The organism is Terriglobales bacterium (assembly GCA_035937135.1).
Classification (GTDB): domain Bacteria; phylum Acidobacteriota; class Terriglobia; order Terriglobales; family Acidobacteriaceae; genus DASYVL01.
Genome location: DASYVL010000187.1, coordinates 1 through 23,128 on the forward strand (window position 1 = coordinate 1; position 23,128 = coordinate 23,128).

The window sequence follows — 23,128 nt, forward strand, 5'->3', positions numbered from 1 at the left end:
TCCTTGATCGGGCCGCGGTGCCGGAACCGCCGTTCCCGTTGCTGCCCGGAGCCGCCACGGCTGGAACTTTGCGGGGCGGGAGCGGGCCTGCCTCCCAGTCCCCTCCGCCAGAGTCGCACGAAGGGCGCCACGACCAGTTCATAGGCCAGCGTTCTCAGGGGATGAATTATAAGAAACCACGGCCACTCACGGCCCGGGGTGCGTCTAAGAGGGAGGACTTCAGATAGGCTGACTTAGTTCAGAGGACCTGAAGAGGGAGAGAAACTGCTCACTCATATCGACATTATGCCCACGGTCGGGCGTTGTCAAATGGGGCGTCCTCCGCCCTTACTTTTCCGCCCCGGAATCCCAGTTCTCGAGTCCGGCAGCGCTTCTAGGCGAACGCCATTAGGGCGACATTATATCCGGAGCGGCGTTGGCTACGGCTTGGCCGCTGTCGGCGGGTCGGGCATGCCGCCGTCAAAGATCACCTTCCAGGACTTGTCCGGTTGGCGGCGCCAGGCGGTCAAGTAAGTCCCGTGGCTGATGGTCTTCTCTCCCTTTTCGTCCACCCGGGTGATCTGGTAGCGGCCCAGGGTGCAGCCCAGGTCGCGCTCGGACTCCGCCTCGGTCGGCTTCCACTGCAGGCGGTTGCCGGGAGTGGCGAAGAAGGGCTTGCGCGCCTCCTCGATGGCCTTGGGCCCGACCACGGGCTGGTCACGCATGATGACCGTGTCCTCGGCGAAGAAGGAGGCGAAGCCGGCGGCGCCGCGCTCGGCGGTGACCCGCTCGAAGTCGCGATCGGTGCGCATCAGCTCCGCTTCGTCGCGCTCGTGCTGCCGCCCCTCGGAATAGGACAGCACCGCCACCCCCGCCAAGAGCAGGGAAAAGCCTACAATTCTCACTAAGGTCTTCATCGGGACTCCTAGGCTGAAGCACAGTATTACGGGCGCACCAGCCAAGTAAACCCCATTCCTAGTGGTCGCGGGGAAGGGAAGCGCGAGTCCTCGCGCTTTGGCTGCCCAGGCTGGTGGGGCGCCTAATACCTTTAAAAAACATATTGACAGTCAACGACTTGGGTGTAGGATGTGGAACTTAGTGGCCCAAAGTGGTCGGCACTCAAGGGTTTCAAGGCGTTTAGGGCCTTCGTTTCTGGAGCGGCATAGTACCAGGGAATGAAGAAGAAAACCCCAAATAACGACGCCAATGAACCAAGTGCAGCGGAGGTACTCACGGCGTTCGCCTCCCTGGCAGGAGTGATAGCGGCTCATCGCAGCCGGAAGGACCCCGGAAGACGGGGAAAAAACCATGTTTCGCGGCAACCATCCAACCCGGGTCGACGAAAAGGGCCGGCTCAAGGTCCCGGCGGAGTTCAAGCGCGTGATCGAGGAGAAGTACGGCGAGGACTTCTACATCACCAGCGTGGACGGGCAGCGGGCGCAGGTCTACCCCTTCGAGGAATGGCAGCGCATCGAGGAGAAGCTGGCGCGCCTCTCGAACTTCAACCCCGCCAAGAAGAAGCTTTTGAATCGCACCAACTACTACGGCCAGGCGGTGGAGATCGACGGCCAGGGCCGTCTGCTGCTGCCCTCGTTGCTGCGCCAGGACGCGCAGTTGAAGGGGGAAGTGGCGGTGCTAGGCATGCTGAACCACCTGGAAGTGCGGAACATGGAAGCGTTCCGCAAGGAGATGGCAGAGAACCCGTTCACGGCCGAGGATGAGAAGACACTCGACGAACTGGGCATCTAGTGGCGCAAGAGTTTGGGGATTTGGGAGACGCCCCCGAGCGGGGCGGGCATGGCAGGGAAGAGGAAGTTGGCCATGCTTCGGTTCTTTTACAAGAAGCGATCGGCTTTTTAGCTATCCAGGGTGGCGGTACTTATCTGGACGCCACCGTGGGCCTGGGCGGGCACAGCTTAGAAATCGCAAGACGCCTGGGCGCACGGGGACGTTTGATTGGCGTCGATAAGGATCCGCAGGCACTGGAGATCGCGCGTACGCGTCTGGCCCCGGCCGGGGAAGATTGGCCGGAGGTCAGGCTGGAGCAAGGCTCGTTCGCCGGACTGGAACAGCTGCTCCCGGAGGCTTCGGCCGACGGGCTGCTGGCCGACCTGGGGATGAGTTCACTGCAGCTCAAGGACGCGGCGCGGGGATTCAGCTTTCAGGCGGAAGGCCCGCTGGACATGCGGATGGACCCGCACAGCGAGCGCACCGCCGAACAAGTGGTAAATCGCATGGGCGAGAGTGATCTTGCCGATGTGATTTACGAATTCGGTGATGAAAGGAGGTCGCGGAGAATCGCCAGAGCCATTGTTCGGGCGCGGCCGATAAGAAGTACCGCTCATCTAGCACAAGTCATATCGGCCGCTGCCCGGCCAATGAAATCCGGGCGATTGCATCCCGCGACGCGCACCTTTCAGGCAATCCGAATCTTCGTAAACCAAGAGCTGGAAGACCTGGAGGCGCTGCTAGAAGCGGCGCCCCGGGTGCTCAAGCGGGGTGGAAGGCTGGTGATCCTGAGCTTCCACTCGCTGGAGGACCGCAGGGTAAAAGACGCCCTGCGCGAGGGCGCGAAACAGGGCCTCTACCGGGTGCTGACGCGCAAGCCGGTAACGGCGGGAGCCGAAGAGGTCGCTCGCAACCCGCGGGCCCGCAGCGTGAAGCTGCGAGCGGCGGAGCGACTGTAGACGGGCCGCAAAAAGTTTCCCCGCCTTCGGGCGGGAACAGGGCTTCCGGGGCGGCATCGTCCTCTCTGACAAGGGCGAAACTCCCCACCTGGGGTCTCCGGCGGGCCGCAAGGCGCGGCGGAGGCAGCACAACCTACCGATTCGATGTCGCCCCGGTAGGGTTTGGCAGGGAGAAAGACGGAGGTGAAAGGCGATGTACACAGGAACGTTGATCGAGGATCTGATGAAGAACGTGGAGCGCGTGGAAGCGCGGTCCCAGGAGGTACAGCAGCTGCCGGTGCGGGTGGACAGGCACGCCACCTACGCGTACCAGTCCCGCTACGCCGACCAGCTGTTCGAGGTGGCTTGATGGCGGCCCCGGCTCTGGCGGCCGCGAGTCCGAGGCGCCTGCCGCGCGGCGGCACCCCGGAGATCTATTTCTTCAAGCCCATCGACAACTCGCGGCTGGTGGCGGTGGCCGACCACCGGCGCAACCGGGAGATGGCGCAGTTCTTCGCCGCCGCCTGCGTGCTGTTCCTGCTGGTGATGGTGTACGCCTGGCAGCACTTCAGCGCGGTCGAGTACGGATACCGCATCGAGGCCATGAAGTCGCAGCGCGACTCGTTGGGCGAACTGAACCGGGCGCTGCAGATGGAGGACGCCTCCCTGCGCAGTCCGGAGCGTATCGACGCCCTGGCGCGGCAGATGGGTCTGGGCTCGCCTCAGGCGGGCCAGGTACAGCGCCTGGAGCCGGTGCTGGATAGCAACACGCCGGAGCTGGCGCGGGCGACGGCCCCCGGGACCGCCGGGGCGCAGTAAATAGGTTTGCTGAAAAGCAAAGCGATTCCAGTCTGACTTCAACCAGAGTCCGAGGCTGGTTCGAGAGCATGGCGGCCCGCCAATCCGGGCCGCCATCTTCATCTTGGTGCAGAGCATGGTAACCGGCACTCCGGCCAACGGCCAACCGCAGCGGCTGTACCTGCTGGTAGGGATGCTGTGCTTCTGGGTGCTGGCCATCGTCGGCCGCCTGGTGCAACTCCAAGTCGTCGACTACGGCGAGTTTGCGCAGCGCGCCCAACGCCAGCAGCAGCGCACCATCGAGGTCGCGCCCAAGCGCGGGGTCATCTACGACCGCAACGGCCAGGAGCTGGCCATGTCGGTCCGCGTGGACTCGGTGTTCGCCGTGCCCAGCGAGATCCCCGACCAGGCCACCGCCGCCACCCTGTTGGCCAACGTCCTGGGCACCGATTCCGAGGAAATCCTCACCCGCCTGAAGTCCTCGCGCGCCTTCTGCTGGATCGCGCGCAAGCTGGACGCTCCCACCAGCGAGCGCATCCGGGCGCTCAACCTGCGCGGCATCTACTTTCAGAAGGAGTCGAAGCGCTTTTATCCCAACCGGGATCTGGCGGCGCAGGCGCTGGGCTACGTGGGCCTGGACGACGAAGGCCTGGGCGGCATCGAGCGCTCCTACGAAGCCAAGCTGCGGGGCGCGCCGGGGAAGATGCTGATCTCGCTCGACGCCCGCCGCCGCTGGTTCGGCCGGGTGGAGCGCGAGCCCGAGCCGGGTCAGAGCCTGGTGCTGACGCTGGACGAGAAGATCCAGTACATTGCCGAGCGCGAGCTGGAAGCGGCCATGCAGCAGACCCACGCCGAGTCCGGAACCATCATCGTGGAGAACCCGCACACCGGGGAGATCCTGGCCCTGGCCAGCCGCCCCACCTTCAATCCCAATACCTTCCAGAAGGCGGCGCCAGAGGCGCTGAAGAACCGCGCGGTGAGCGACGTCTTTGAGCCCGGCTCCACCTTCAAGATCGTGACCCTGGCGGCGGCGCTGGAGGAAAAGCTCACCCGGCCCGACGAACTCATCGATTGCCAGATGGGCTCCATCACGCTCAGCGGGGTGCGCATCCGCGACCACAAGGCCTTCGGGATGCTGACCGTGCCGCAGATCCTCATTTATTCGAGCGACGTCGGAGCCATCAAGCTGGGGCTGCGCCTGGGTGAGGAGCGCTTTGACCGCTACATCCGGGCCTTCGGCTTCGGCTCGCAGACCGGAGTGGAGCTGCCGGGAGAGACGCGCGGCCTGGCCCGGCCGGTGAACCGCTGGTCCAAGGTCTCCATCGGCGCAATCTCCATGGGCCAGGAGATCGGGATCACGCCGGTGCAGCTGGTCTCCATGGTTTCGACCATCGCCAACGACGGCATGCGCATGCCGCCGCGCATGGTGGCGGATGTCACCGCGCCGGGGACGCCGCTGGAGAACGTAAGCTTCCACCCCGCCAGCGGCCGGCGCGTGATCTCGCCCCTGACCGCGGCGGAGATGAAGAAGGCGATGCAGCGCGTGGTGCTCGAGGGCACCGGGCGCCGCGCCATCCTCGATGGCTACACCGTCGGCGGCAAGACCGGCACGGCGCAGAAGATCGATCCCGCCACCCGGTCCTACTCTCGCTGGAAGTATGTGGCTACCTTCGTCGGCTTCGCCCCGGTGAACAACCCGGCAATCACGGTGGCCGTGATCCTGGATTCGCCGGTGGGGCCGCACGAGGGCGGGCAGGTGTCGGCGCCGGTCTTCCAGCGCGTCACCCAACAGGTGCTGGCCTATCTCAACGTGCCCCACGACGTGGAGCCGCGCAGCATGCGCAACCGCGAGCTGTTGCAGGCCGCGGCCAAGGTGGACGACGCCGAGGTCGCCGAGGGCTCGTCCGACCGCCTGGGCTGGGATCTTCCGCAGGCCGAAAGTCAGCCCGCTCCCGAAACGCAGGTCGCGGCCGCGCCCGCCGCCGCGCCGGCCAAAGATGCGAACGCCAAGCTGCTTCCCGCCGCCGTCCACACCGCGCAGGCTTTGCCGCCGGCGCCGGCTTCTCCTCCGCTCCAGGCGTCCGTGGCTCCGTCCTCGAACGGCACCGTGGTGCTGGACGTGGAAGGCGGCGTGGTGGTGCCCTCGCTCATCGGCAAGCCGCTGCGGGAAGCCATCGAGTTGGCGCAGGAGTCGGGCATCGAGTTGGAAGTGATTGGCAGCGGCGTAGCACGCGCGCAGGCGCCGCCGCCGGGGACGCGCATCCCCGCGGGAGCGCGAGTGGCGGTGCGCTTCGCCCGCTAAGGACGCGGCGCAGGCTGTCTATAATCGGGTGGCCATGACCTTCCTGGAAGCGCTCGAAGGCGCTGAAACCCTCAGCCAGAGCGGAAATCCGGAGATCACCGGGGTGGAGTATGACTCCCGCCGGGTGCGCCCGGGACAGGTTTTCGTGGCCATGCGGGGCGAGACCACCGACGGCAACCGCTATGTGGAAGCCGCCATAGCGGCAGGCGCCGCGGCCGTGGTGACGGATTCGGACTCCCAGCCCCGGCCGGGGTTGGGCTGGGCCCGGGTGGCGCAGGGAAGGCGAGCGCTGGCCATCCTGAGCGCCAACTTCCTGGGACATCCCGAGCGCAAGATGAGCCTTACCGGCATCACGGGAACAAACGGCAAGACTACGGCGTCCTTTGTAATGGAATCCATGCTGGCGGCGGCGGGACGCTCCAGCGTGCTGGTGGGCACGGTGGAGTATCACGTCGCAGGCAAGACGCTGCCCGCGCCTCATACGACTCCGGAGCCGCTGGAGCTGAGCCAGTTGCTGGCGGAAGCCGCGGGCTCGGGCGCGCGCGAGGCGGTGATGGAGGTCTCCTCGCACGCGCTGGCGCAGGAGCGCGTCTTCGGTATGCCCTTTGATGTGGCTGTATTCACCAACCTGACTCGCGACCATTTGGACTATCACCACGACATGGAGAGCTACTTCCAGGCCAAGCAGAGATTGTTCGAAGGCTCGGGCGCGCCGCCGCCTCGGGTGGCCGTCCTCAACTTGCAGGACGAGTACGGTGCCCGGCTTCTGCCCTTGAGCCAGGCGCGCGGCTCCAAGGTGCTGACCTATGGCCTGGGGCGCGGCGACTTCTCGGCCGAGCGGATCGAACTGGGCGCGCGCGGCCTGCGCTTTGAGATGCGGACGCCGGCGGGGCCGGTGTCAATCGAGTCTCCGCTGGTGGGAAAGGTGAACGTGTACAACATCCTCGCTGCCGCAGCCGCAACCCAGGCGCGCGGGTGCTCGCTGAATGCCATCGCTGTTGGCGCCTGGGATCTGCGGCGCGTCCCCGGACGCTTCGAGAGCGTGGAATGCGGACAGGAGTTCCTGGTCATCGTGGACTACGCCCACACCGACGACGCGCTGCGCAACCTGACCGCCCTGGCGCGGGAGTCGCTCGGGGGCAAGCGCGGCCGGGTGATCACCGTATTCGGCTGCGGCGGCGACCGCGACCGCAGCAAGCGTCCGCTGATGGCCGAAGCCGCCGGGCGTGGCAGCGACTTCGTCGTCCTCACCTCCGACAATCCCCGCAGCGAAGACCCCACCGCCATCCTCCGGGACGCGCTGCCGGGTTTGGAGGCCACGGGGACGCGCCACACGGTGGAGCCCGACCGCCGGCTGGCCATCGCCCTGGCGGTGCGCGAGGCGAAGCCGGGAGACATCGTCCTGATCGCGGGCAAGGGACACGAGAAGGTCCAGGTCACGCGCCAGGGCTCCGCGCCCTTCGAGGACGTGGAAGTGGCCCGGCTGGCGCTGCGCCAGGCCGGCTATATGACGGATGTCGCGGCCGCCGCGCCAGGGAGCAAGCCGTGAAGCTCACGCTCGAGCGCGTTTCGGAGCTGCTCTCCGCCAAGGGAGCAGTGGACGGGAAGGCGGTTGCCTCCGGCTACTCCATCGATTCGCGGACGCTGGTTTCGGGCGACCTGTTCTTCGCCGTGCGAGGCGAGCAGCTGGACGGCCACGACTTTGTGGAAGCGGCACTGGAGCACGGCGCGGTGGCGGCGGTCGTCAGCCACCAGCAACTCGCCCGCTATCTCGAAGCCCTCCGTCCCAAGCTGTTAGCGGTAGACGACACATTGGCCGCCCTGCAGGCGCTGGGTGCCTCGGTCCGCCGCGCCTGGGGCAAGACGCTGGTGGCAGTGACCGGCTCGGCCGGCAAGACCACCACCAAGGACGCGATCGCCCATGTCCTCGGCCGGCGCTACCGCGTGATGAAGTCGGAGGGTAACCTCAACAACCACTTCGGATTGCCGCTGCAACTGTTGCGGCTGGAGTCGGAGCACGAAGTGGCGGTGTTGGAGCTGGCCATGTCGCGCGCCGGAGAGATCGCGGCGCTGGCGCGCATGGCGCAGCCCAACCTGGGTCTGGTGACCAACGTCGCGCCCGTGCATCTGGGATTCTTCCACTCGGTGGCGGAGATTGCGCGCGCCAAGTACGAGCTGATCGCCGGACTTCCGGGCGGAAGCACGGCGGTGCTCAACGCGGACGACGAGTACGTCTCGCAGTTCGGCCGCGACTTTCACGGGCGGGTGGTGAGCTACGCCCTGGAGCATCCCGCCGACGTCCGCGCCGACGCCATCGAGGAGCGCGGAGCGCAGGGCTCGGCGTTCGAGATCGTGGCCGGCAGCGCACGCCAGAAGGCGGTGCTGCCTCTGCTGGGGCGGCACAATATCTCGAACGCTCTGGCGGCGGTGGCGGTGGCCATCCAGCCTCTGCTGGGCGGGCAGACGGGCATGCCGCTGGCCGACGCCGCGGCGGCGCTGGGCACGCTCACCCCTTCGCCCCAGCGCGGGCAGGTGACGGAGCTCGAGGGAGTGACCGTCATCGACGATTGCTACAATTCGAATCCCAAGGCGCTGAACGCCATGGTGGACGCGCTCGCCGGGATGGCCGCCAAGCGCCGCATCGTGGTGGCCGGGGAGATGCTGGAACTGGGTCCGGCGGGCGAGCAACTGCATCGCGAATGCGGCCGCCGCATGGCCGGGCGCGGCATTCACCGGTTGGTGGGCGTGCGCGGCGCCGCGCGCTTCCTGGTGGAAGCGGCGAAACAGGAAGGTTTGGAAGCGCAGTTTGTGGAAACGCCCGAGGAAGCCGGGGAGTGGTTGGCGCAGAACACGCGCGCGGGCGACGCGGTGCTGCTGAAGGCTTCGCGCGGCGTGCGGCTGGAGCGCGCGCTCGCGGCATGGCAGGCGCGACGCACAACGGTGAAGGCAGGGAAGTAAGTCCGCAAGCGGACACGGAGGAAGATTGCTCTACTGGCTGCTCTATCAGGTGCTGTTCGAGCACTTCAGCCCCTTCCGCATCTTCCGTTATCTGACCTTCCGCACCGCCTTCGCCAGCCTGACGGCGTTGTTCCTGGGACTGATCGTGGGTCCGCTGGTGGTGCAGCGGCTGCGCGAATTCCAGGTCGGCCAGTACATCCGCGAGGACGGCCCCAAGGGACATCACCAGAAGGCGGGGACGCCCACCATGGGCGGGGTGCTGATCGTCATCGCCATCGTGGTGCCCACGCTGCTGTGGGCCGATCTCTCCAACAAGTTCATCTGGCTGGCGGTGCTCTCCACCCTGGCCTTCGGCGCTATCGGCTTCGCCGACGACTACCTGAAGGTGACACACCACCGCAACCTCGGCCTCACCGGGCGCACCAAGCTGATGCTGCAGATCCTTACCAGCGTGGTGCTGGCCGTGGTCCTGGTCCTGTTGCGGGCGCGGGGCGACTACTCCACTCAAATGAACGTGCCTTTCTTCAAGAGCTTCCGGCCGGACTTGGTCATCCCGCAGCTGCTGGACAAGCCGCACCTGTGGCCGATCGCCTTCCTGCCCTTCATCCTCTTCGTGGCGGTGGTGATCGTGGGCTCGTCGAACGCCGTCAACCTGACCGACGGCCTGGACGGCCTGGCCATCGGCTGCACCGTCATCGCCGCGGGGGCGCTGGCGGTGCTGACGTACGTCAGCGGGCACGCCGTCTTCGCCGAGTACTTGGAGCTGCAGCGCATCCCGCAGGTGGCCGAGCTGACCATCTTCTGCGGGGCGATGGTGGGGGCCAGCATCGGATTCCTCTGGTACAACGCGCATCCGGCGGAGATCTTCATGGGCGACGTGGGCTCGCTGGCCCTGGGCGGAGCCATCGGCACGGTGGCGGTCATCATCAAGCAGGAGTTGTTGCTGCCCTTCGTCGGGGGCGTGTTCGTGATCGAGGCGCTCTCCGTCATCCTGCAGGTGGCCTCCTACAAGACGCGCAAGAAGCGCATCTTCAAGATGGCTCCCCTGCACCACCACTTCGAGCTGCTGGGATGGTCGGAGTCGAAGATCATCGTGCGCTTTTGGATCGCCTCCCTGGTGTTTGCACTCTTTGCTCTCACCACGCTGAAGCTGCGCTGAGCCTCCCGAACTCGTGGCACAATGGCGGCGGGAGTAGTGCAGGATTGTTTAGCAGGATTGTGTCGCAAGATTGTGTAGGGCCGGGTCTCCGACCCGGACAGGGACCGTGGATCTAATGGACGTCAAAGGCAAACGCATCCTCGTAGTCGGACTGGGAAAGTCCGGCGTGGCGGCGGCGCTTTTTCTCCAGGCCCGCGGCGCGCGGGTCACCGTGTCCGACGCCAAGGCCGAGGAGCAGTTGCGCCAGGAGATCCCGGCCCTGCTCGACCAGGGCATCACGGTGGAGAGCGGAGGCCACGGCGAGCGCACCTTCCGCGACCAGGACCTGATCGTCCTCAGTCCCGGCGTTCCCGCGGACGTGCCGCAGATTGACCAGGCGCGCTCTCAGGGCGTGCCCGTCATCGGGGAGATCGAGCTGGCCTCGCGCTTCCTCAAGGGCCACCTGGTGGCCATCACCGGCTCCAACGGCAAGACCACCACCACCACCCTCGCCGGGGAAGTGATCTCCATGGGCGGCTACGAGACCCTGGTGGGCGGCAACATCGGGACTCCCGCCATTTCCCTGGTGGAAGAGTCCACCCCCGACACCTACAACGTGCTCGAGGTCTCGAGCTTCCAGTTGGAGACCATCGAGTCCTTCCATCCCGAAATCGCCGTCATCCTGAACATCACGCCCGACCACCTCGACCGCCACCCCAACTTCCACGCCTACGTGGCCGCCAAGGCGCGCATTTTCGAGCAGCAGCGGGAGAGCGACTTCGCCGTGCTCAACGCCGGCGACAAGACAAGCCTGGAGCTCGCCGGCCACATCCGGGCGCAGATCCGCTGGTTCAGCCGCTCGAGCGAGGTCAAGAGCGGCGCCTACGTCAAGGATGGGAAGATCTTCTGGAAGGACGATGAGGGCGAGCAGGAGGTGATGCCCGTCTCCGAGATCCCGCTGAAGGGCGCGCACAACCTGGAGAACGTGCTGGCGGCGGTGTGCGTCGGCCGCCTGGTGGGCTGCGAGCGCCACCGCATCCGCCGCGCCGTGCAGGAGTTCAAGGCGGTGGAGCACCGCCTGGAGTTCGTCGCCAAGGTCCAGGGCGTGGAGTACTACAACGACTCCAAGGCCACCAACGTGGACGCCACCCTCAAGGCGCTGGAGTCGTTCCCCTCGGGCATCCACATCATCCTGGGCGGGAAGGACAAGGGCAGCGACTACTCCGTGCTGAGCGCGCTGCTCAAAGAGCGGGCGCGGCGCGTGTACACCATCGGAGCGGCGGCGCAGAAGATCGCATCGCAGATCCAGGGCGCCTGCGAGATTGTGAGCGCGGAGACGCTGGAAGTCGCGGTGCGCGGGGCGGCGGAGGCCGCTGTAGCCGGGGACGTGGTGCTGCTGGCCCCGGCCTGCGCCAGCTTCGACCAGTTCGAGAACTATGAGCACCGCGGCCGCGTCTTCAAGGAAGCGGTCGCGGCCTTGGCGGCGCGCGAAGCCGCCAAGGCGGGGTCGCACTGATGGCCAAGCGCGTCAGTGTGGACAAGACACTCTTCGCCGTCACCCTGCTGCTGGTGTTCAGCGGACTGGTGATGGTCTTCAGCGCCTCCGCCGTCGTGGCCCAGGAGCGCTTCGATTCGCCCTACACCTTCCTGCTGCGCCAGCTGGCCTGGGCCACTGCCGGATTGACGGCCATGGTGGTGGCCATGAACTTCGACTATCGCCGCTACAAGCATCCGGCGGTGGTCTTTTCGCTCTTAGGCGTGACCACGGCGCTGCTGGTGGCGGTGCTCTTCCTCGACCGCTCCCACAACACGCATCGCTGGATCCGCCTGGGCGCGCTCTCCTTCCAGCCCTCGGAGCTGGCCAAGCCGGCGATCATCCTCTTCCTCGCCTACTTTTTGGAGACGCGCACCCGCGCCATCAACGACTGGCGCGGCACCCTGCTGCCGGCCGTCATCCCCACCGTGATCTTCGCCTCACTTATCGTCATCCAGCCCGACCTGGGCACGGCCATGGTGGTGGTGGCCATCACCGCCTGCCTGTTGTTCGTCGGGGGTATGCGGCTGCGCTACTTCGCCTACGCCTTCGCCGCCTCGCTGGTCCCGCTCTATTTCCTCATCTTCCGCGTGCAATGGCGCTACGAGCGCATTCTCGCATTCCTCAACCCCTATTCCGACCCGCAGGGGCGCGGCTTCCACATCATCCAGTCGCTGATCGCGGTGGGCACGGGCGGCGTGGGCGGCGTGGGATTGATGGAAGGCAAGCAGAAGCTCTTCTACCTGCCCGAGCCCCACACCGATTTCCTCTTCGCCGTGGTGGCCGAGGAGACGGGACTGATCGGGTCGCTCGCCGTGCTCGCCCTGTTCACCATCTTCCTGTACCGGGGGATGCGGACGGCGGCGCTCACTCGCGACCCCTTCGCGCGCTTCCTGGCCGCGGGCGTCACCGCCATGGTGGTGGTGCAGGCCTTCCTCAACGTGAGCGTGGTGCTGGGGCTGCTGCCCACCAAGGGCATCCCACTGCCCTTCCTCTCCTATGGAGGCTCGTCGCTGTTCGTCACCCTGGCCAGCGTCGGTGTCTTATTGAACATCACCCAGCACACGGACTAGCCATGCGCGTGATTCTGGCGGGCGGAGGCACTGGCGGGCACGTCATCCCGGCCCTGGCCATCGCCCAGGAACTGCGGGCGCGCCATTCGGCCGACATCAAGTTTGTAGGCACGGCGCGCGGCATCGAGACCAAGCTTGTTCCCGCCGCCGGATTCGAGCTGGACCTCATCGAAGTAGGCGCGCTCAAGAACGTCGGCTTCGCCACGCGGCTGAGCACGCTCTGGCAGTTGCCGGGCGCCGTCCTGCGCTCTCGGCGGATCCTTCGCGAGTTCCGCCCAGATGTGGTCATCGGCGTCGGCGGCTACGCCTCCGGCCCGGCCGTGCTGGCGGCGGAGATGGCGGGCGTGCCTACCCTGCTCTTCGAGCCGAACTTTGTTCCCGGCTTCGCCAATCGCAAGGTGGCACGCTGGGCCTCGGCGGCCGCCGTGCAGTTCGAGGAGACGCGCCGCTTCTTTCGCAACGCGGAAGTCACTGGCGTCCCGGTGCGCAAGGAGTTTTTCGCGATCGCGCCGCGGCCGGCGGACGCGCCTCCTACGCTGCTGGTTTTTGGCGGCAGCCAGGGCGCTGGGGCGCTCAACCGGGTGATGATGGAGTCCGCCGCAGCGCTGAAGCAGGCCGGTTGGCGCGTCCTCCATCAGACCGGGGAGCGCGACTATAATCAGGTGCAAGCCGCCTATTCGCAGTCGGGGATTTCCACGGAAGTGACTCCCTTTATTGACCGCATGCCGGAGGCGTTCGCTCGCGCCGACCTGCTGCTGTGCCGCTCAGGGGGGTCCACCGTGGCGGAGGTCGCGGCAGCAGGGAAGCCGGCGATTTTCGTGCCCTTTCCGCGCGCCGCCGACGACCATCAGCGCCGCAACGCCGAGGCGCTGGCACAGGCGGGAGCCGCGGTGCTGATCCCGGAGGCGGAGTTGACCTCGGTGCGTTTGGTGAAATCCGTCGGCGAGCTTCTTGCCGACAAAAAGCGGCTTGGGGAAATGGCCGCCGCAGCGCGCAGGCTGGCTCGCCCCAACGCGGCCGAGGCAGTGGCGGCGATGGCGGCGAAGCTGGCTGGGGTCGCAAAGCAATAGGGTTTAACTGGCAACTGAGAACCGAGAACTGAGAACTAGTTAATGTTCGCCAAAATCCAACGCGTACACTTCGTGGGCATCGGCGGCATTGGCATGAGCGGCATCGCCGAGGTGCTGCTGAACCTCGGGTATAAGGTCTCTGGCTCCGACCTGAAGCTCTCGCCGGTCACGGAGCGGCTGACGCAGCTGGGTGCTACTGTTTTCGAAGGCCATCGCGCGGAGAATACCGCTGGGGCTGAGGTCGTGGTGACCAGCTCGGCCATTGCGCGCGACAACCCAGAGGTCGCCGAGGCCCGCCGCGGCCACGTCCCCGTCATCCAGCGCGCGGAGATGCTGGCGGAGCTGATGCGGCTGAAGTACGGCATCGCCGTCGCCGGCATGCACGGCAAGACCACGACCACTTCGATGATTGCGGCGGTGTTGGCCGCGGGAGGCCTCGACCCGACGGTAGTGGTCGGCGGGCGGGTGGACGCCATGGGCTCAAACGCCCGCCTGGGTAAGTCGCAGTACCTAGTGGCCGAGGCCGACGAGAGCGACCGCTCCTTCCTGAAGCTCTCGCCCATTCTCGCCGTGGTCACCAACCTCGACCGCGAGCACATGGACTGCTACCGCGACATGGACGACGTAGTGCGCGTCTTCGAGCAGTTCATGGAGAGCGTTCCGTTCTACGGCATGGTGGTGATCTGCCACGATGACGAACGCCTGCGCGGCATGCTGCCGCGCCTTACCCGCCGCGCCGTCACCTACGGCACGCACCCGGACTCGGACTTCTGTGTGAACTGCGGGCCGCGGGGCCGAGGGGAGGGAAGCGATGGGCCGCGCAGCCGCTTCTCGGTTGGCTATCGTGGGAAGTCTCTGGGCGACTTCGATCTGCACGTGCCCGGCGCGCACAACGTGCTCAACGCCACCGCGGCAGTGGCCGTGGGAATCGGCCTGGACGTCCCGCCGGACAAGATCCGCGAGGCGCTGGCGCACTTCCGCGGCGTGGACCGCCGCTTCCAATCCAAGGGCTCGGTCGAGGGCGTCACCGTGATCGACGACTACGGCCACCACCCCACGGAGATCCGGGCCACGCTGGCGGCGGCGCGCGAGTGCGGATACCAGCGCGTCCATGTGGTCTTCCAGCCGCACCGCTACACCCGCACCCAGCTCCTGCTCGACGACTTCGCCACCGCCTTCGCCGACGCCGACTCCGTCTTCGTGCTCGACGTTTATGCCGCGAGCGAAGCGCCCATCCCCGGCGTGACCGGCGAGGCCCTGGCCCGACGCGTCCAGGAAAGCGGCGGCAAGGCCGCCGTGTACGTGGCATCGTTCGCCGACGCGGCGGACGCCGTCTCGAAGCTCGCCCGCTCCGGCGACATGGTGCTGACGCTGGGGGCAGGGAACGTCTCCCACCTGGGTCCGCAGATCCTCGAAAGACTCGGCCAGCGCTCTGCGGCTAATGAGCGCTCGGCGGCGGCGGTAAAGGGCGCGACCTCCCGCTCCTGACCCTTCCAGAACTTCCACAGGTTTGTTAGTTCGTTATCTGCAAACTTTCGAAAAGCGGCTATAGTGGTCGAGGCGATTCCGCGGCACCGTCCACGGAACAATGGCGCGAGAAGACTGGTATCCGACGCGGGAAAAGGAGCAGACCCGGCCGCGCACCCGTGTCGCGCGAGAGGAAGAGCCGCTGGCCGAGGAATTAGAGTCCGAGCGGCGCATCTCCCTCGACGAAGAAGAGGAATCACCCTTCCTGCGCGGGCAGAAGCGCGTCCCGGTGCGCCGCGGACCGCTGCCTCGCAAGGCCGCCAGCCGCCTGAAGTGGGCCTTCGCCGCGCTGCTGGTGCTGGGACTGGTGGGCCTGGCCGCTGCTTGGACCTACCGCTACGGCGTCAAGTCCTGGCGCTTCCGCCTGGAATCCCGCGACAACCTGGAAGTCACCGGAGCGGCCAACGTGCCGCGGGCGCAGGTGCTCGAGCTCTTCGCCGGCGACATCGGCCACAACGTGTTTTCCCTTCCGCTCGAGGAGCGCAAGAAGCAACTGGAAGAGATTCCCTGGGTGGAGTCGGCTACGGTCATGCGTCTGCTCCCCAACCGGGTGAAGGTGGAGATCCGGGAGCGCACGCCGGTGGCTTTCGTGCAGATTGGATCGAAGATCTCGCTGATTGATTCGAACGGCGTGATCGTGGAGCTGCCTTCCGGCAAGCAGAAGAAGTATTCCTTCCCGGTGACCGCCGGGATGGGCGACGCGGAGCCGCTCTCCACCCGCGCCGCGCGCATGAAGATCTACAACACGCTGGTGCGGGAGCTCGATTCCGAGGGCGGCAGCTACTCCGCCGGACTGAGCGAGGTGGACCTCTCGGATACCGACGACGCGAAGGTCACGGTGGCCGACCCGGTGGGCGCGGTGCTGGTGCACCTGGGCTCCGGCAACTTCCTTGCCCGCTACAAGGTGTACCTGGCGCATGTGCAAGAGTGGCGGCAGCAGTTCCAGAAGCTGGAGTCGGTGGACCTACGCTACGACCGGCAGGTCATCGTGAATCCGGATACCCATCGGGCCACGCCCGCGGCGGAGAAGGCGGTGCCCAAGCCGGCGGCTCCCGCGCGCCGCGCAGCCAAGAGCAGGAAGAGAAAGTGAAGACCTAGGGGCCATGGGAAAGCCAGAGTCATATCTTCTGACCGCGATTGACGTAGGCAGCGCCAAGACCTGCGCCCTGGTGGCGGAGATCACGGAGAGCGGGCTGCGCTATCGCGGCCACGGGGTGAGCGAGTCCCGAGGCTCGCGCCGCGGACTGATTGTGGATCTGGAGAAGGCGGTGGCCTCCATCAAGCGCGCCGTGGACGAGGCCGAAGCCATGGCCGGAGTCAACGTGGAGCACGCCCTGGTGGGGCTGGCGGGCACGCACATCCGCGGGGTCAACAGCCGCGGCGGCATCAGCCTGGGCGGACGCGCCCGGGAGATCACGCGCGAGGACATCCGCCACGCGGTGGAGAAGGCGCGGGCCATCGCCCTGCCCGCCGACCGCGAGGTGATCCACCTGCTGCCGCAGCAGTTCATCCTCGACGACCAGGAGGGCATCCGCGATCCCGCCGGGATGATGGGCTCCAAGCTGGAGGTGAAGGTGCACGTGGTAACCGCGGCCTCCACCGCCACCCAGAACGTGGTGAGCGCGCTCAACCGCGCCGGCATCCACGTGGACAACACGGTCTTCGAGCCGCTGGCCTCGGCCGACGCCATCCTCAAGTCCGACGAGCGCGAGCTGGGCGTCTGCCTAGCCGACGTCGGCGCGGGCTCCACCGACGTGGTGGTGCTGCACGAGGGCTCGGTAGTGCACACCGCGGTCATCCCCATCGGCGGCGACCACTTCACCAACGACGTGGCCGTGGGCCTGCGCACCCCACTGGCCGAGGCGGAGAAGATCAAGCGCGGCTTCGGCAGCGCCTTGGTGGCGCAGGTCCCCGAGGGCAATGAGATCGAGGTCCCGGCGGTGGGCGATCGCCAGCCGCGCCTCATGCCGCAGCGCTCCCTGGCGGAGATCCTGGAGCCCCGCGCCCAGGAGCTGCTGGAGATGCTGCGCGACAACCTGCGCCACGCCGGCGCGCTGGACCTGTGCGTAGCCGGCATTGTGCTGACCGGCGGCGGCGCCCGCCTGAGCGGGATGCCGGAGCTCACCGAGAGCCTGTTGCGGCGACCGGCGCGGCTGGCCGTGCCCGCAGCCATCTCCAAGATGCCCTCCACGCTGGCGGAAGCGGAGTTTGCCGCCGCCGTGGGCATGATTTTCTACGGCCACCGCGCTTACCTGGCTCGGGGACCGCAGCAGCAGGGATTCGGAGCCCGGCTGCGCTCCTTGTTTTCCCGCAACGGGGTGAACGGCCATGGCGGATTTTGAGGTTGGCGGTTTAGAAAGTCGGGTTATAGTGCGAGGAGAGGAGAACAAACGGCTGACATGAGCGATCCGAGCGACATCCGCATCCAGTTCCACGAGGACCCGCGCAGCAACGCCAGGATCAAGGTGATCGGCGTGGGCGGCGGCGGCGGCAACGCCGTCAACCGCATGATCAGCGCCCATCTGGAGGGCGTGGAGTTCGTGGTGGCCAACACCGACCTGCAGGCGCTGCAGATGTCGCAGGCGCCGGTGAAGATCCAATTGGGCGTCAAGCTCACCAACGGCCTCGGCGCGGGCGCCAACCCGGAGATCGGCCGGCGGGCCGCGCTCGAGGACACGGACAAGATCATCGAGGCCCTGGAAGGCGCGGACATGGTGTTCGTCACCACCGGACTGGGCGGCGGCACCGGGACGGGCTCGGCGCCCATCATCGCCTCCCTGGCCAGCGAGATGGGAGCGCTGACCGTAGCCGTGGTCACCAAACCGTTCGCTTTCGAAGGCCGCCGGCGCGCGCAGCAGGCGGAGCGCGGCCTGGCCGAGCTGGTGGACTCGGTGGATACCGTCATCGTCATCCCCAACGAGAAGTTGCTGGGCGTGGCGCAGAACGCCGGGTTCTTCGAATCGTTCCGCATCGCCGACGACATCCTGCGCCAGGGCGTGCAGGGCATCTCCGACATCATCACCATCCCCGGCATCATCAACCGCGACTTCGCCGACGTGAAGGCCATCATGGCCGGCATGGGCTATGCGGTGATGGGCACGGCCACGGCCAAAGGTGAGCGCCGGGCCGTGGACGCAGCGCAGCGGGCCATCGCCTCGCCGCTGCTGGAGGCCGGGGCCATCGACGGCGCCCGCGGCATCCTTATCAACATCACCGGCTCCAGCACTTTGAAGCTGGCGGAGGTGAACGAGGCTTCCACCATCATCCAGAGCGCCGCCCACGAGGACGCCAACATCATCTTCGGCGCCGTGCAGGACGAGAAGATGAAGGACGAGGTCAAGATCACGGTCATCGCCACAGGCTTCAAGACCGACCATCCGCCGCGGCGGGAGCGCGTGGTCTCCTCGGCGGCGGCGGCCATCTCTACCGCTCGCACCTCCTCGGGCTATACGCCCTCGCCCGGCATGGCGGGGCGGCCTTCGCTCCATCCTGTGGCCCGGCCCCAGGTCCCCCCGGTGCAGCGCGAGACCCCGTCGCTCGAGGCGGTGAAGGACTCCCTGCGTGACGTGTCGCAGGACGACCTCGACGTCCCCGCCTTCATCCGCAAGCGGGGGGACGCCAAGTAACGCAACCTACGGTAAGGCTGTCATCCCGAGCGCAGGGAGGAATCTGCTTTCCCGATGAGGCCCGGGTCATCGGCTCACCGGGGCAGGGCCTTTAGTTACTTGATCCGGGGGCAGTTTACGGTTGCTAACCCGGTAGTAACCCCTTAGTATCCCAGCAGCTTCTGGGGATTTCCTGCGAACAGCGGTGTCCCATCGAATGAGTGAAAGTGTGGCCATCCCAGGCCGACTCCGGGTGTGGGGGTTGATGAGAAAGCGCGCAGTAATCCTGCAAGGCCTTCTGATGTTGCTGGCGGGGATGATTCTCACCGCGGGGGCGTGGGCCGCCTCGCGGACGCCGGCTAAGAGTTCGAAATCACAGATCAGTGAGAGCCCGTCGGCGCAGAAGCGCATGCGCGGGCTGCGCCACAGCCGCCGGGTGGTGAGCCACCGGCGCCGCCGGCCTGGTCGTAGGCACTATGAGCGCTTCTACACCAGCTCCTTTTCCGACGATGTGACCTCCGGCGACGCCACCGCGGGCGAAAACCCCGTGGTGCGGGCGGCGGCCGTCGAGGCCCTGGGCAACATGAACGGCACCGTGGTGGCCATCGATCCATTGAACGGCCGCGTGCTGGCCATGGTCAACCAGAGGCTGGCGCTGTCGGAGGGCGCGCAACCCTGCTCCACCTTCAAGCTGGCGGTGGCGCTGGCCGCGCTCAACGAGAAGATCGTGGATTCGGATACGGAGCTGACCCTGGGCCGCGGGCGCCGGCGCTGGAGCATGAACATGACCCGCGCCATCGCCATCTCCAACAACACCTATTTTGAGGAGCTGGGACGCAAGCTGGGCTTCGAGCGGGTGAGTTCCTACGCCCGGCAGTTCGGACTGGGCGAGCTGGCCGGCTATAACATCCAGGGCGAACACCTGGGCGCCTTTCCGGAAGAGCCCCTGCCGGCGAAGCTGGGTGGCGTGGCCAAGATGTGCTCCTACGGCGAGAGCATCTCCATGACGCCGCTGCAACTGGGGGCGCTGGTCTCCGCCATCGCCAACGGCGGAACGCTCTTCTACCTGCAGCATCCGCAGACGCTGGAAGCAGCGGCCGCCTTCCGCCCCAAGGTCAAGCGGCAGCTCGACATCGCGCCGCTCATCCCCGAACTCCATGGAGGCATGCTGGGAGCGACGCAATTCGGCAGCGCTCGCAGCGTGCGCTACAACTTCAGCGAGGAAGAAGTGCTGGGCAAGACCGGGACCTGCTCCAACAACGGTACCCGCTTCGGCTGGTTCGCCTCCTACGCCAACACCGACGCCGGACGCATCGTGCTGGTGGTGTTCCTGCGCGGTGGGCGGCCTACCTTCGGCCCCAAGGCCGCGGAGATCGCCGGCCGCATCTACCGCAACCTCTACGACCACAGCTTCTTCGCCGCTGCCCAGCCGGTGAAGCCCATGGCCACGCAGTAGAAGCAATCCGCGTTCGCCGTCCGTATTTCAGAAAAGAGGCCTCCAGAAGGAGGCCTTTTGTGCTGTCGAGGAAAAGGTCAAGAAAGCGCGGCTGCCGGAGCTAGCGCTTCTTCTCGTCCGAACCCACCAACCCGTCCTTGATGTGGACCACGCGGTGGGCGTGCTCGGCGATGTCGTGCTCGTGGGTGACCAGGATGATGGTGTTGCCCTGCTGGTGTAGGCGGTCGAAGAGCTGCATGATCTCTTCGCCGGTCTGCGAGTCCAGGTTGCCGGTGGGCTCGTCGGCCAGGATGATGGAGGGATGGTTCACCAGGGCACGGGCCACGGCTACGCGCTGCCGCTGGCCGCCGGAAAGCTCGTTGGGCTTGTGCATCATGCGGTCCTGCAGATCCACCAGCCCCAGCGCTTCCTTGGCGCGCTCCAGGCGCGCGGCCGAGGGCGTGCCGTTGTAGATGAGGGGCAGCTCCACGTTGTGCAGTGCGGTGGCCCGGGCCAGCAGGTTGAAGGTCTGGAAGACGAAGCCGATCTCCTTGTTGCGGATGCGCGCCAGTTCGTCGTCATCCAGCTCGCTCACCAGGTTGCCGTTCAGCCAGTAGTGGCCCTTGCTGGGCGTGTCCAGGCAGCCGATCAGGTTCATGAGCGTGGACTTGCCCGAGCCCGAGGGCCCCATGATGGCCACGTACTCGTTGCGCTCGATGCGCAGGTTCACGCCCCGCAGCGCGTGCACCTCCTCCGCGCCCATTTCGTAGGTCTTCCACAGGTCTTCCGTACAGATCATGCAGGAGGACGGGGGCGCGGTCGGGGTACGTTGGCTGAGGTCGGCGACTGGTGTGGACATCGTTTTCTCCTGGCTCATTTCCTGTCCGAATCCGGGGCCGGCTTGACGCTCCCGCATTAGACGCTCGGGAGGCGGTAAGGTTATGAGGCCGATCCCTCTTTCTTGGCTTCCACCTTCTCCTTCTTCACGCCGGCGCCGTTGCGCAGCGTGCGTAACACCTTGTAGCTGCCGGTGACGATCTCGTCGCCGTCCTTCAGTCCGCTGACTACCTCGATGTCGGTGGTGCCGGTGATGCCCGTCTCCACCTTCACAAACTTGGCCTTCTTGTCGGTGCCTACCAGGAAGACCCCCTGGATCTCTTCCTTCTTCTTGTCCCCGGCCTTGGGGGCGGCGGCGGCCTGCACCGAGCCCTTGTCCTTCTCCGAAGCCGCCTTGAGCTCGTCCTCGCTGCGGATGGTCAGTGCCTGGATGGGGATGGCCAGGATGCCCGTCTTGGTGGCGGTGGTGACCTTGGCGGTGGTGGAGAGCCCGGGCCGCAGGTTCTCCGGGGGGTTGTCCAGCGTGACCACCACCTTGAAGTCCTTGGCCTCCTGGCTGCCCACGGTGGTCTGCTGGGTGGAGATGCCGGTGGAGCGGATGATGGCGTTGTTGCCGATCTCCGTCACCTTGCCAGCGAAGACCTTGTTGGGGATGGCGTCAATGGTGACCTCGGCCGGCTGGCCCAGCTTGACGTTCACGATATCGGTCTCGTCCACCTTGACCTCGGCCGTGATCACGGAAAGGTCCGCGATGGTCATCAGGGTGCTTCCGGGAGCGTTCTGGATGCCGATGACCACGTTCTCGCCCTCGCGCACCGGCAAGTTGGTGATCACGCCGTCAAAAGGAGCGACGTAGCTGGTCTTGCTCAAACGGTCGGAGGCCCCGGTGAGGGTGGCGCGGGCCTGGCCCACGCGGCCCTGTGCGGATTCGCGCTGCGCCTTGGTCTGCGCCAAGGCAGCGGCCGCGGAGGCATAAGCGGCGTTGCGCGAGTCGTATTCCGATTTGGGGATCAAGCCCTGCTTGTACAGGCCCTCGGCGCGCTCCCAGTCCAGCTTGGTGCGCTCGGCGTCGGCTTTGCTGCGGGAGTAGCCGGCGTCGGCCGCCACCGCGTCGGTGCGCGTGGCTTCGAGCGAAGAGCGCATGGCGGCCACGTCGGAGGCCGACTGCACATTCTCCAACTGGGCCAGCAACTGGCCCCGCTTCACCCGCTCGCCCTCATGCACGTAGAGCTTGAGGATGCGTCCGAAGGAATTGGCGCTGATGTTGACGAAGGTCTTGGGCTTAATCTCGCCCGACGCGGTTACCGTCGAGGAGAGGTCGCGGCGCTCCACCTTGCCGATCTGCACCTCGACCACGTTCTTCTGGCTCTGCTGGACGGTGAAGCCCACAATGGTCACCACCACCACCACTACGCCGCCGATGATTGCAATCTTCTTCCAGCTCATGGAACTGAATCCGCCTCCGAACCTGGGCCGCAGCACCCTTTGAGACTGATACGTTGGGGCCGGGCCAAAAGTTTCGAGGCCCGCGCGGCCTTGACGCCCGCCGCGGGTCTCGCTCCTGCCTTGTTCCGTGTCCCGGAGATTATAGCTGCTGGATGCTGAAATCGCGAAGCCCTGTGCCTTCGGCGGAGGGGCGCGGCTGGTCCCGGCGGACCCCCGCGCCCCACGGCCCGCCCGAGGGAGGGAAGCGACTAGAAACCTTGACTTTAGAGCTTGCTTCGACCTGCAAAACAACCTAGAATCAAGGCATCTATTTTCCCGCTAGGAGCGTCTTTCTGTTCATGCGCCGGCCCGGTTTTCGTGGTTTTCTTCTCCTGGGTGCCTGGGCTCTTTTCCTGTCTGGGAGCCTGCTTCTGGCCCAGAACTCTGACCCCCAGACCCCCAGTGCCCAACCCTCCAACCCTCAGGAAGATCCTCTGAAGCGCCCCCTGACCGAGAAAAAGCGCAAGGCCAACGAGAAGGCCCTCAAACAAGAGCTGAGCAAGGAGATGAAGCGCTGGCTGGACGAGGACGTGCGCTGGATCATCACCGATGAGGAGATGTCGGCCTTCAAGCAACTCTCCAATGACGAGGAGCGCGACCAGTTCATCGAGCAGTTCTGGCTGCGGCGCGACCCCACCCCCGACACGGTGGAGAACGAATTCAAGGAAGAGCACTACCGGCGCATCGCCTACGCCAACGAGCACTACCAGTCCGGGAAGGC

At 66.4% G+C, this 23,128-nt stretch carries 20 protein-coding genes; 17 read left to right on the top strand and 3 right to left on the bottom strand.

Annotated features, from left to right (window positions below; translation table 11 throughout):
• Positions 1 to 419 precede the first annotated feature (419 nt).
• Complete coding sequence (locus tag VGQ94_10795) at positions 420 to 896, bottom strand: DUF4440 domain-containing protein (GenBank protein HEV2022996.1); 477 nt, start codon at positions 894 to 896, stop codon at positions 420 to 422.
• A 391-nt stretch (positions 897 to 1,287) separates the two neighbouring features.
• On the opposite strand from VGQ94_10795, the gene VGQ94_10800 reads away from it, so the two are divergent.
• From VGQ94_10800 to VGQ94_10875, 16 genes are all read left to right on the top strand, one after another.
• Positions 1,288 to 1,728, top strand: coding sequence for a division/cell wall cluster transcriptional repressor MraZ (locus VGQ94_10800; protein ID HEV2022997.1), 441 nt, complete (start codon positions 1,288 to 1,290; stop codon positions 1,726 to 1,728).
• A 20-nt stretch (positions 1,729 to 1,748) separates the two neighbouring features.
• Positions 1,749 to 2,666: a 16S rRNA (cytosine(1402)-N(4))-methyltransferase RsmH gene (gene rsmH, locus VGQ94_10805; GenBank protein ID HEV2022998.1), complete on the top strand. Its 918-nt coding sequence runs from the start codon at positions 1,749 to 1,751 to the stop codon at positions 2,664 to 2,666.
• A gap of 193 nt (positions 2,667 to 2,859) precedes the next feature.
• Entirely contained in the window at positions 2,860 to 3,015 is a 156-nt protein-coding gene (locus VGQ94_10810; GenBank protein HEV2022999.1) for a hypothetical protein, read from the top strand.
• Complete coding sequence (locus tag VGQ94_10815) at positions 3,015 to 3,464, top strand: cell division protein FtsL (GenBank protein HEV2023000.1); 450 nt, start codon at positions 3,015 to 3,017, stop codon at positions 3,462 to 3,464. The genes VGQ94_10810 and VGQ94_10815 overlap by 1 nt, the downstream gene beginning before the upstream one ends.
• A gap of 115 nt (positions 3,465 to 3,579) precedes the next feature.
• Positions 3,580 to 5,745, top strand: coding sequence for a penicillin-binding protein (locus tag VGQ94_10820; protein ID HEV2023001.1), 2,166 nt, complete (start codon positions 3,580 to 3,582; stop codon positions 5,743 to 5,745).
• Between the two features lie 34 nt (positions 5,746 to 5,779).
• The gene (locus VGQ94_10825; protein ID HEV2023002.1) at positions 5,780 to 7,294 is read left to right on the top strand and encodes a UDP-N-acetylmuramoyl-L-alanyl-D-glutamate--2,6-diaminopimelate ligase; all 1,515 of its coding nucleotides are present in this window, start codon (positions 5,780 to 5,782) and stop codon (positions 7,292 to 7,294) included.
• Positions 7,291 to 8,703, top strand: coding sequence for a UDP-N-acetylmuramoyl-tripeptide--D-alanyl-D-alanine ligase (murF, locus tag VGQ94_10830; protein ID HEV2023003.1), 1,413 nt, complete (start codon positions 7,291 to 7,293; stop codon positions 8,701 to 8,703). Before VGQ94_10825 ends, murF begins: the two co-directional genes overlap by 4 nt.
• A 25-nt stretch (positions 8,704 to 8,728) precedes the next feature.
• The gene (gene mraY, locus VGQ94_10835; GenBank protein HEV2023004.1) at positions 8,729 to 9,862 is read left to right on the top strand and encodes a phospho-N-acetylmuramoyl-pentapeptide-transferase; all 1,134 of its coding nucleotides are present in this window, start codon (positions 8,729 to 8,731) and stop codon (positions 9,860 to 9,862) included.
• Positions 9,863 to 9,977: 115 nt separating this feature from the next.
• The gene (gene murD / locus VGQ94_10840; GenBank protein ID HEV2023005.1) at positions 9,978 to 11,357 is read left to right on the top strand and encodes a UDP-N-acetylmuramoyl-L-alanine--D-glutamate ligase; all 1,380 of its coding nucleotides are present in this window, start codon (positions 9,978 to 9,980) and stop codon (positions 11,355 to 11,357) included.
• Positions 11,357 to 12,448 (top strand): putative lipid II flippase FtsW, encoded by a 1,092-nt coding sequence (gene ftsW, locus VGQ94_10845; protein HEV2023006.1) that lies wholly within the window; start codon positions 11,357 to 11,359, stop codon positions 12,446 to 12,448. The genes murD and ftsW overlap by 1 nt, the downstream gene beginning before the upstream one ends.
• A 2-nt stretch (positions 12,449 to 12,450) precedes the next feature.
• Positions 12,451 to 13,518, top strand: coding sequence for an undecaprenyldiphospho-muramoylpentapeptide beta-N-acetylglucosaminyltransferase (gene murG / locus VGQ94_10850; GenBank protein ID HEV2023007.1), 1,068 nt, complete (start codon positions 12,451 to 12,453; stop codon positions 13,516 to 13,518).
• A 42-nt stretch (positions 13,519 to 13,560) separates the two neighbouring features.
• Positions 13,561 to 15,006, top strand: coding sequence for a UDP-N-acetylmuramate--L-alanine ligase (murC, locus tag VGQ94_10855; GenBank protein HEV2023008.1), 1,446 nt, complete (start codon positions 13,561 to 13,563; stop codon positions 15,004 to 15,006).
• 100 nt (positions 15,007 to 15,106) lie between these two features.
• Complete coding sequence (locus VGQ94_10860) at positions 15,107 to 16,135, top strand: FtsQ-type POTRA domain-containing protein (GenBank protein ID HEV2023009.1); 1,029 nt, start codon at positions 15,107 to 15,109, stop codon at positions 16,133 to 16,135.
• A gap of 13 nt (positions 16,136 to 16,148) precedes the next feature.
• Positions 16,149 to 17,387, top strand: a complete 1,239-nt coding sequence (ftsA, locus tag VGQ94_10865; GenBank protein ID HEV2023010.1) for a cell division protein FtsA — start codon at positions 16,149 to 16,151, stop codon at positions 17,385 to 17,387.
• 57 nt (positions 17,388 to 17,444) lie between these two features.
• Entirely contained in the window at positions 17,445 to 18,671 is a 1,227-nt protein-coding gene (gene ftsZ, locus VGQ94_10870; protein HEV2023011.1) for a cell division protein FtsZ, read from the top strand.
• Positions 18,672 to 18,915: 244 nt separating this feature from the next.
• Positions 18,916 to 20,106 carry a penicillin-binding transpeptidase domain-containing protein gene (locus VGQ94_10875; protein HEV2023012.1) on the top strand — a complete coding sequence of 397 codons (1,191 nt, stop codon included), beginning with the start codon at positions 18,916 to 18,918 and terminating at the stop codon, positions 20,104 to 20,106.
• A gap of 100 nt (positions 20,107 to 20,206) precedes the next feature.
• Here VGQ94_10875 and VGQ94_10880 read toward each other — a convergent pair whose 3' ends face one another.
• Both VGQ94_10880 and VGQ94_10885 read right to left on the bottom strand, forming a co-directional pair.
• Entirely contained in the window at positions 20,207 to 20,944 is a 738-nt protein-coding gene (locus VGQ94_10880; GenBank protein HEV2023013.1) for an ABC transporter ATP-binding protein, read from the bottom strand.
• 80 nt (positions 20,945 to 21,024) lie between these two features.
• On the bottom strand, positions 21,025 to 22,368 hold the full coding sequence (locus tag VGQ94_10885; protein ID HEV2023014.1) for an efflux RND transporter periplasmic adaptor subunit: 1,344 nt from the start codon (positions 22,366 to 22,368) through the stop codon (positions 21,025 to 21,027).
• A 545-nt stretch (positions 22,369 to 22,913) separates the two neighbouring features.
• On the opposite strand from VGQ94_10885, the gene VGQ94_10890 reads away from it, so the two are divergent.
• Positions 22,914 to 23,128 (top strand): GWxTD domain-containing protein (locus VGQ94_10890; GenBank protein HEV2023015.1); only part of this gene is annotated, 215 nt, incomplete at its 3' end.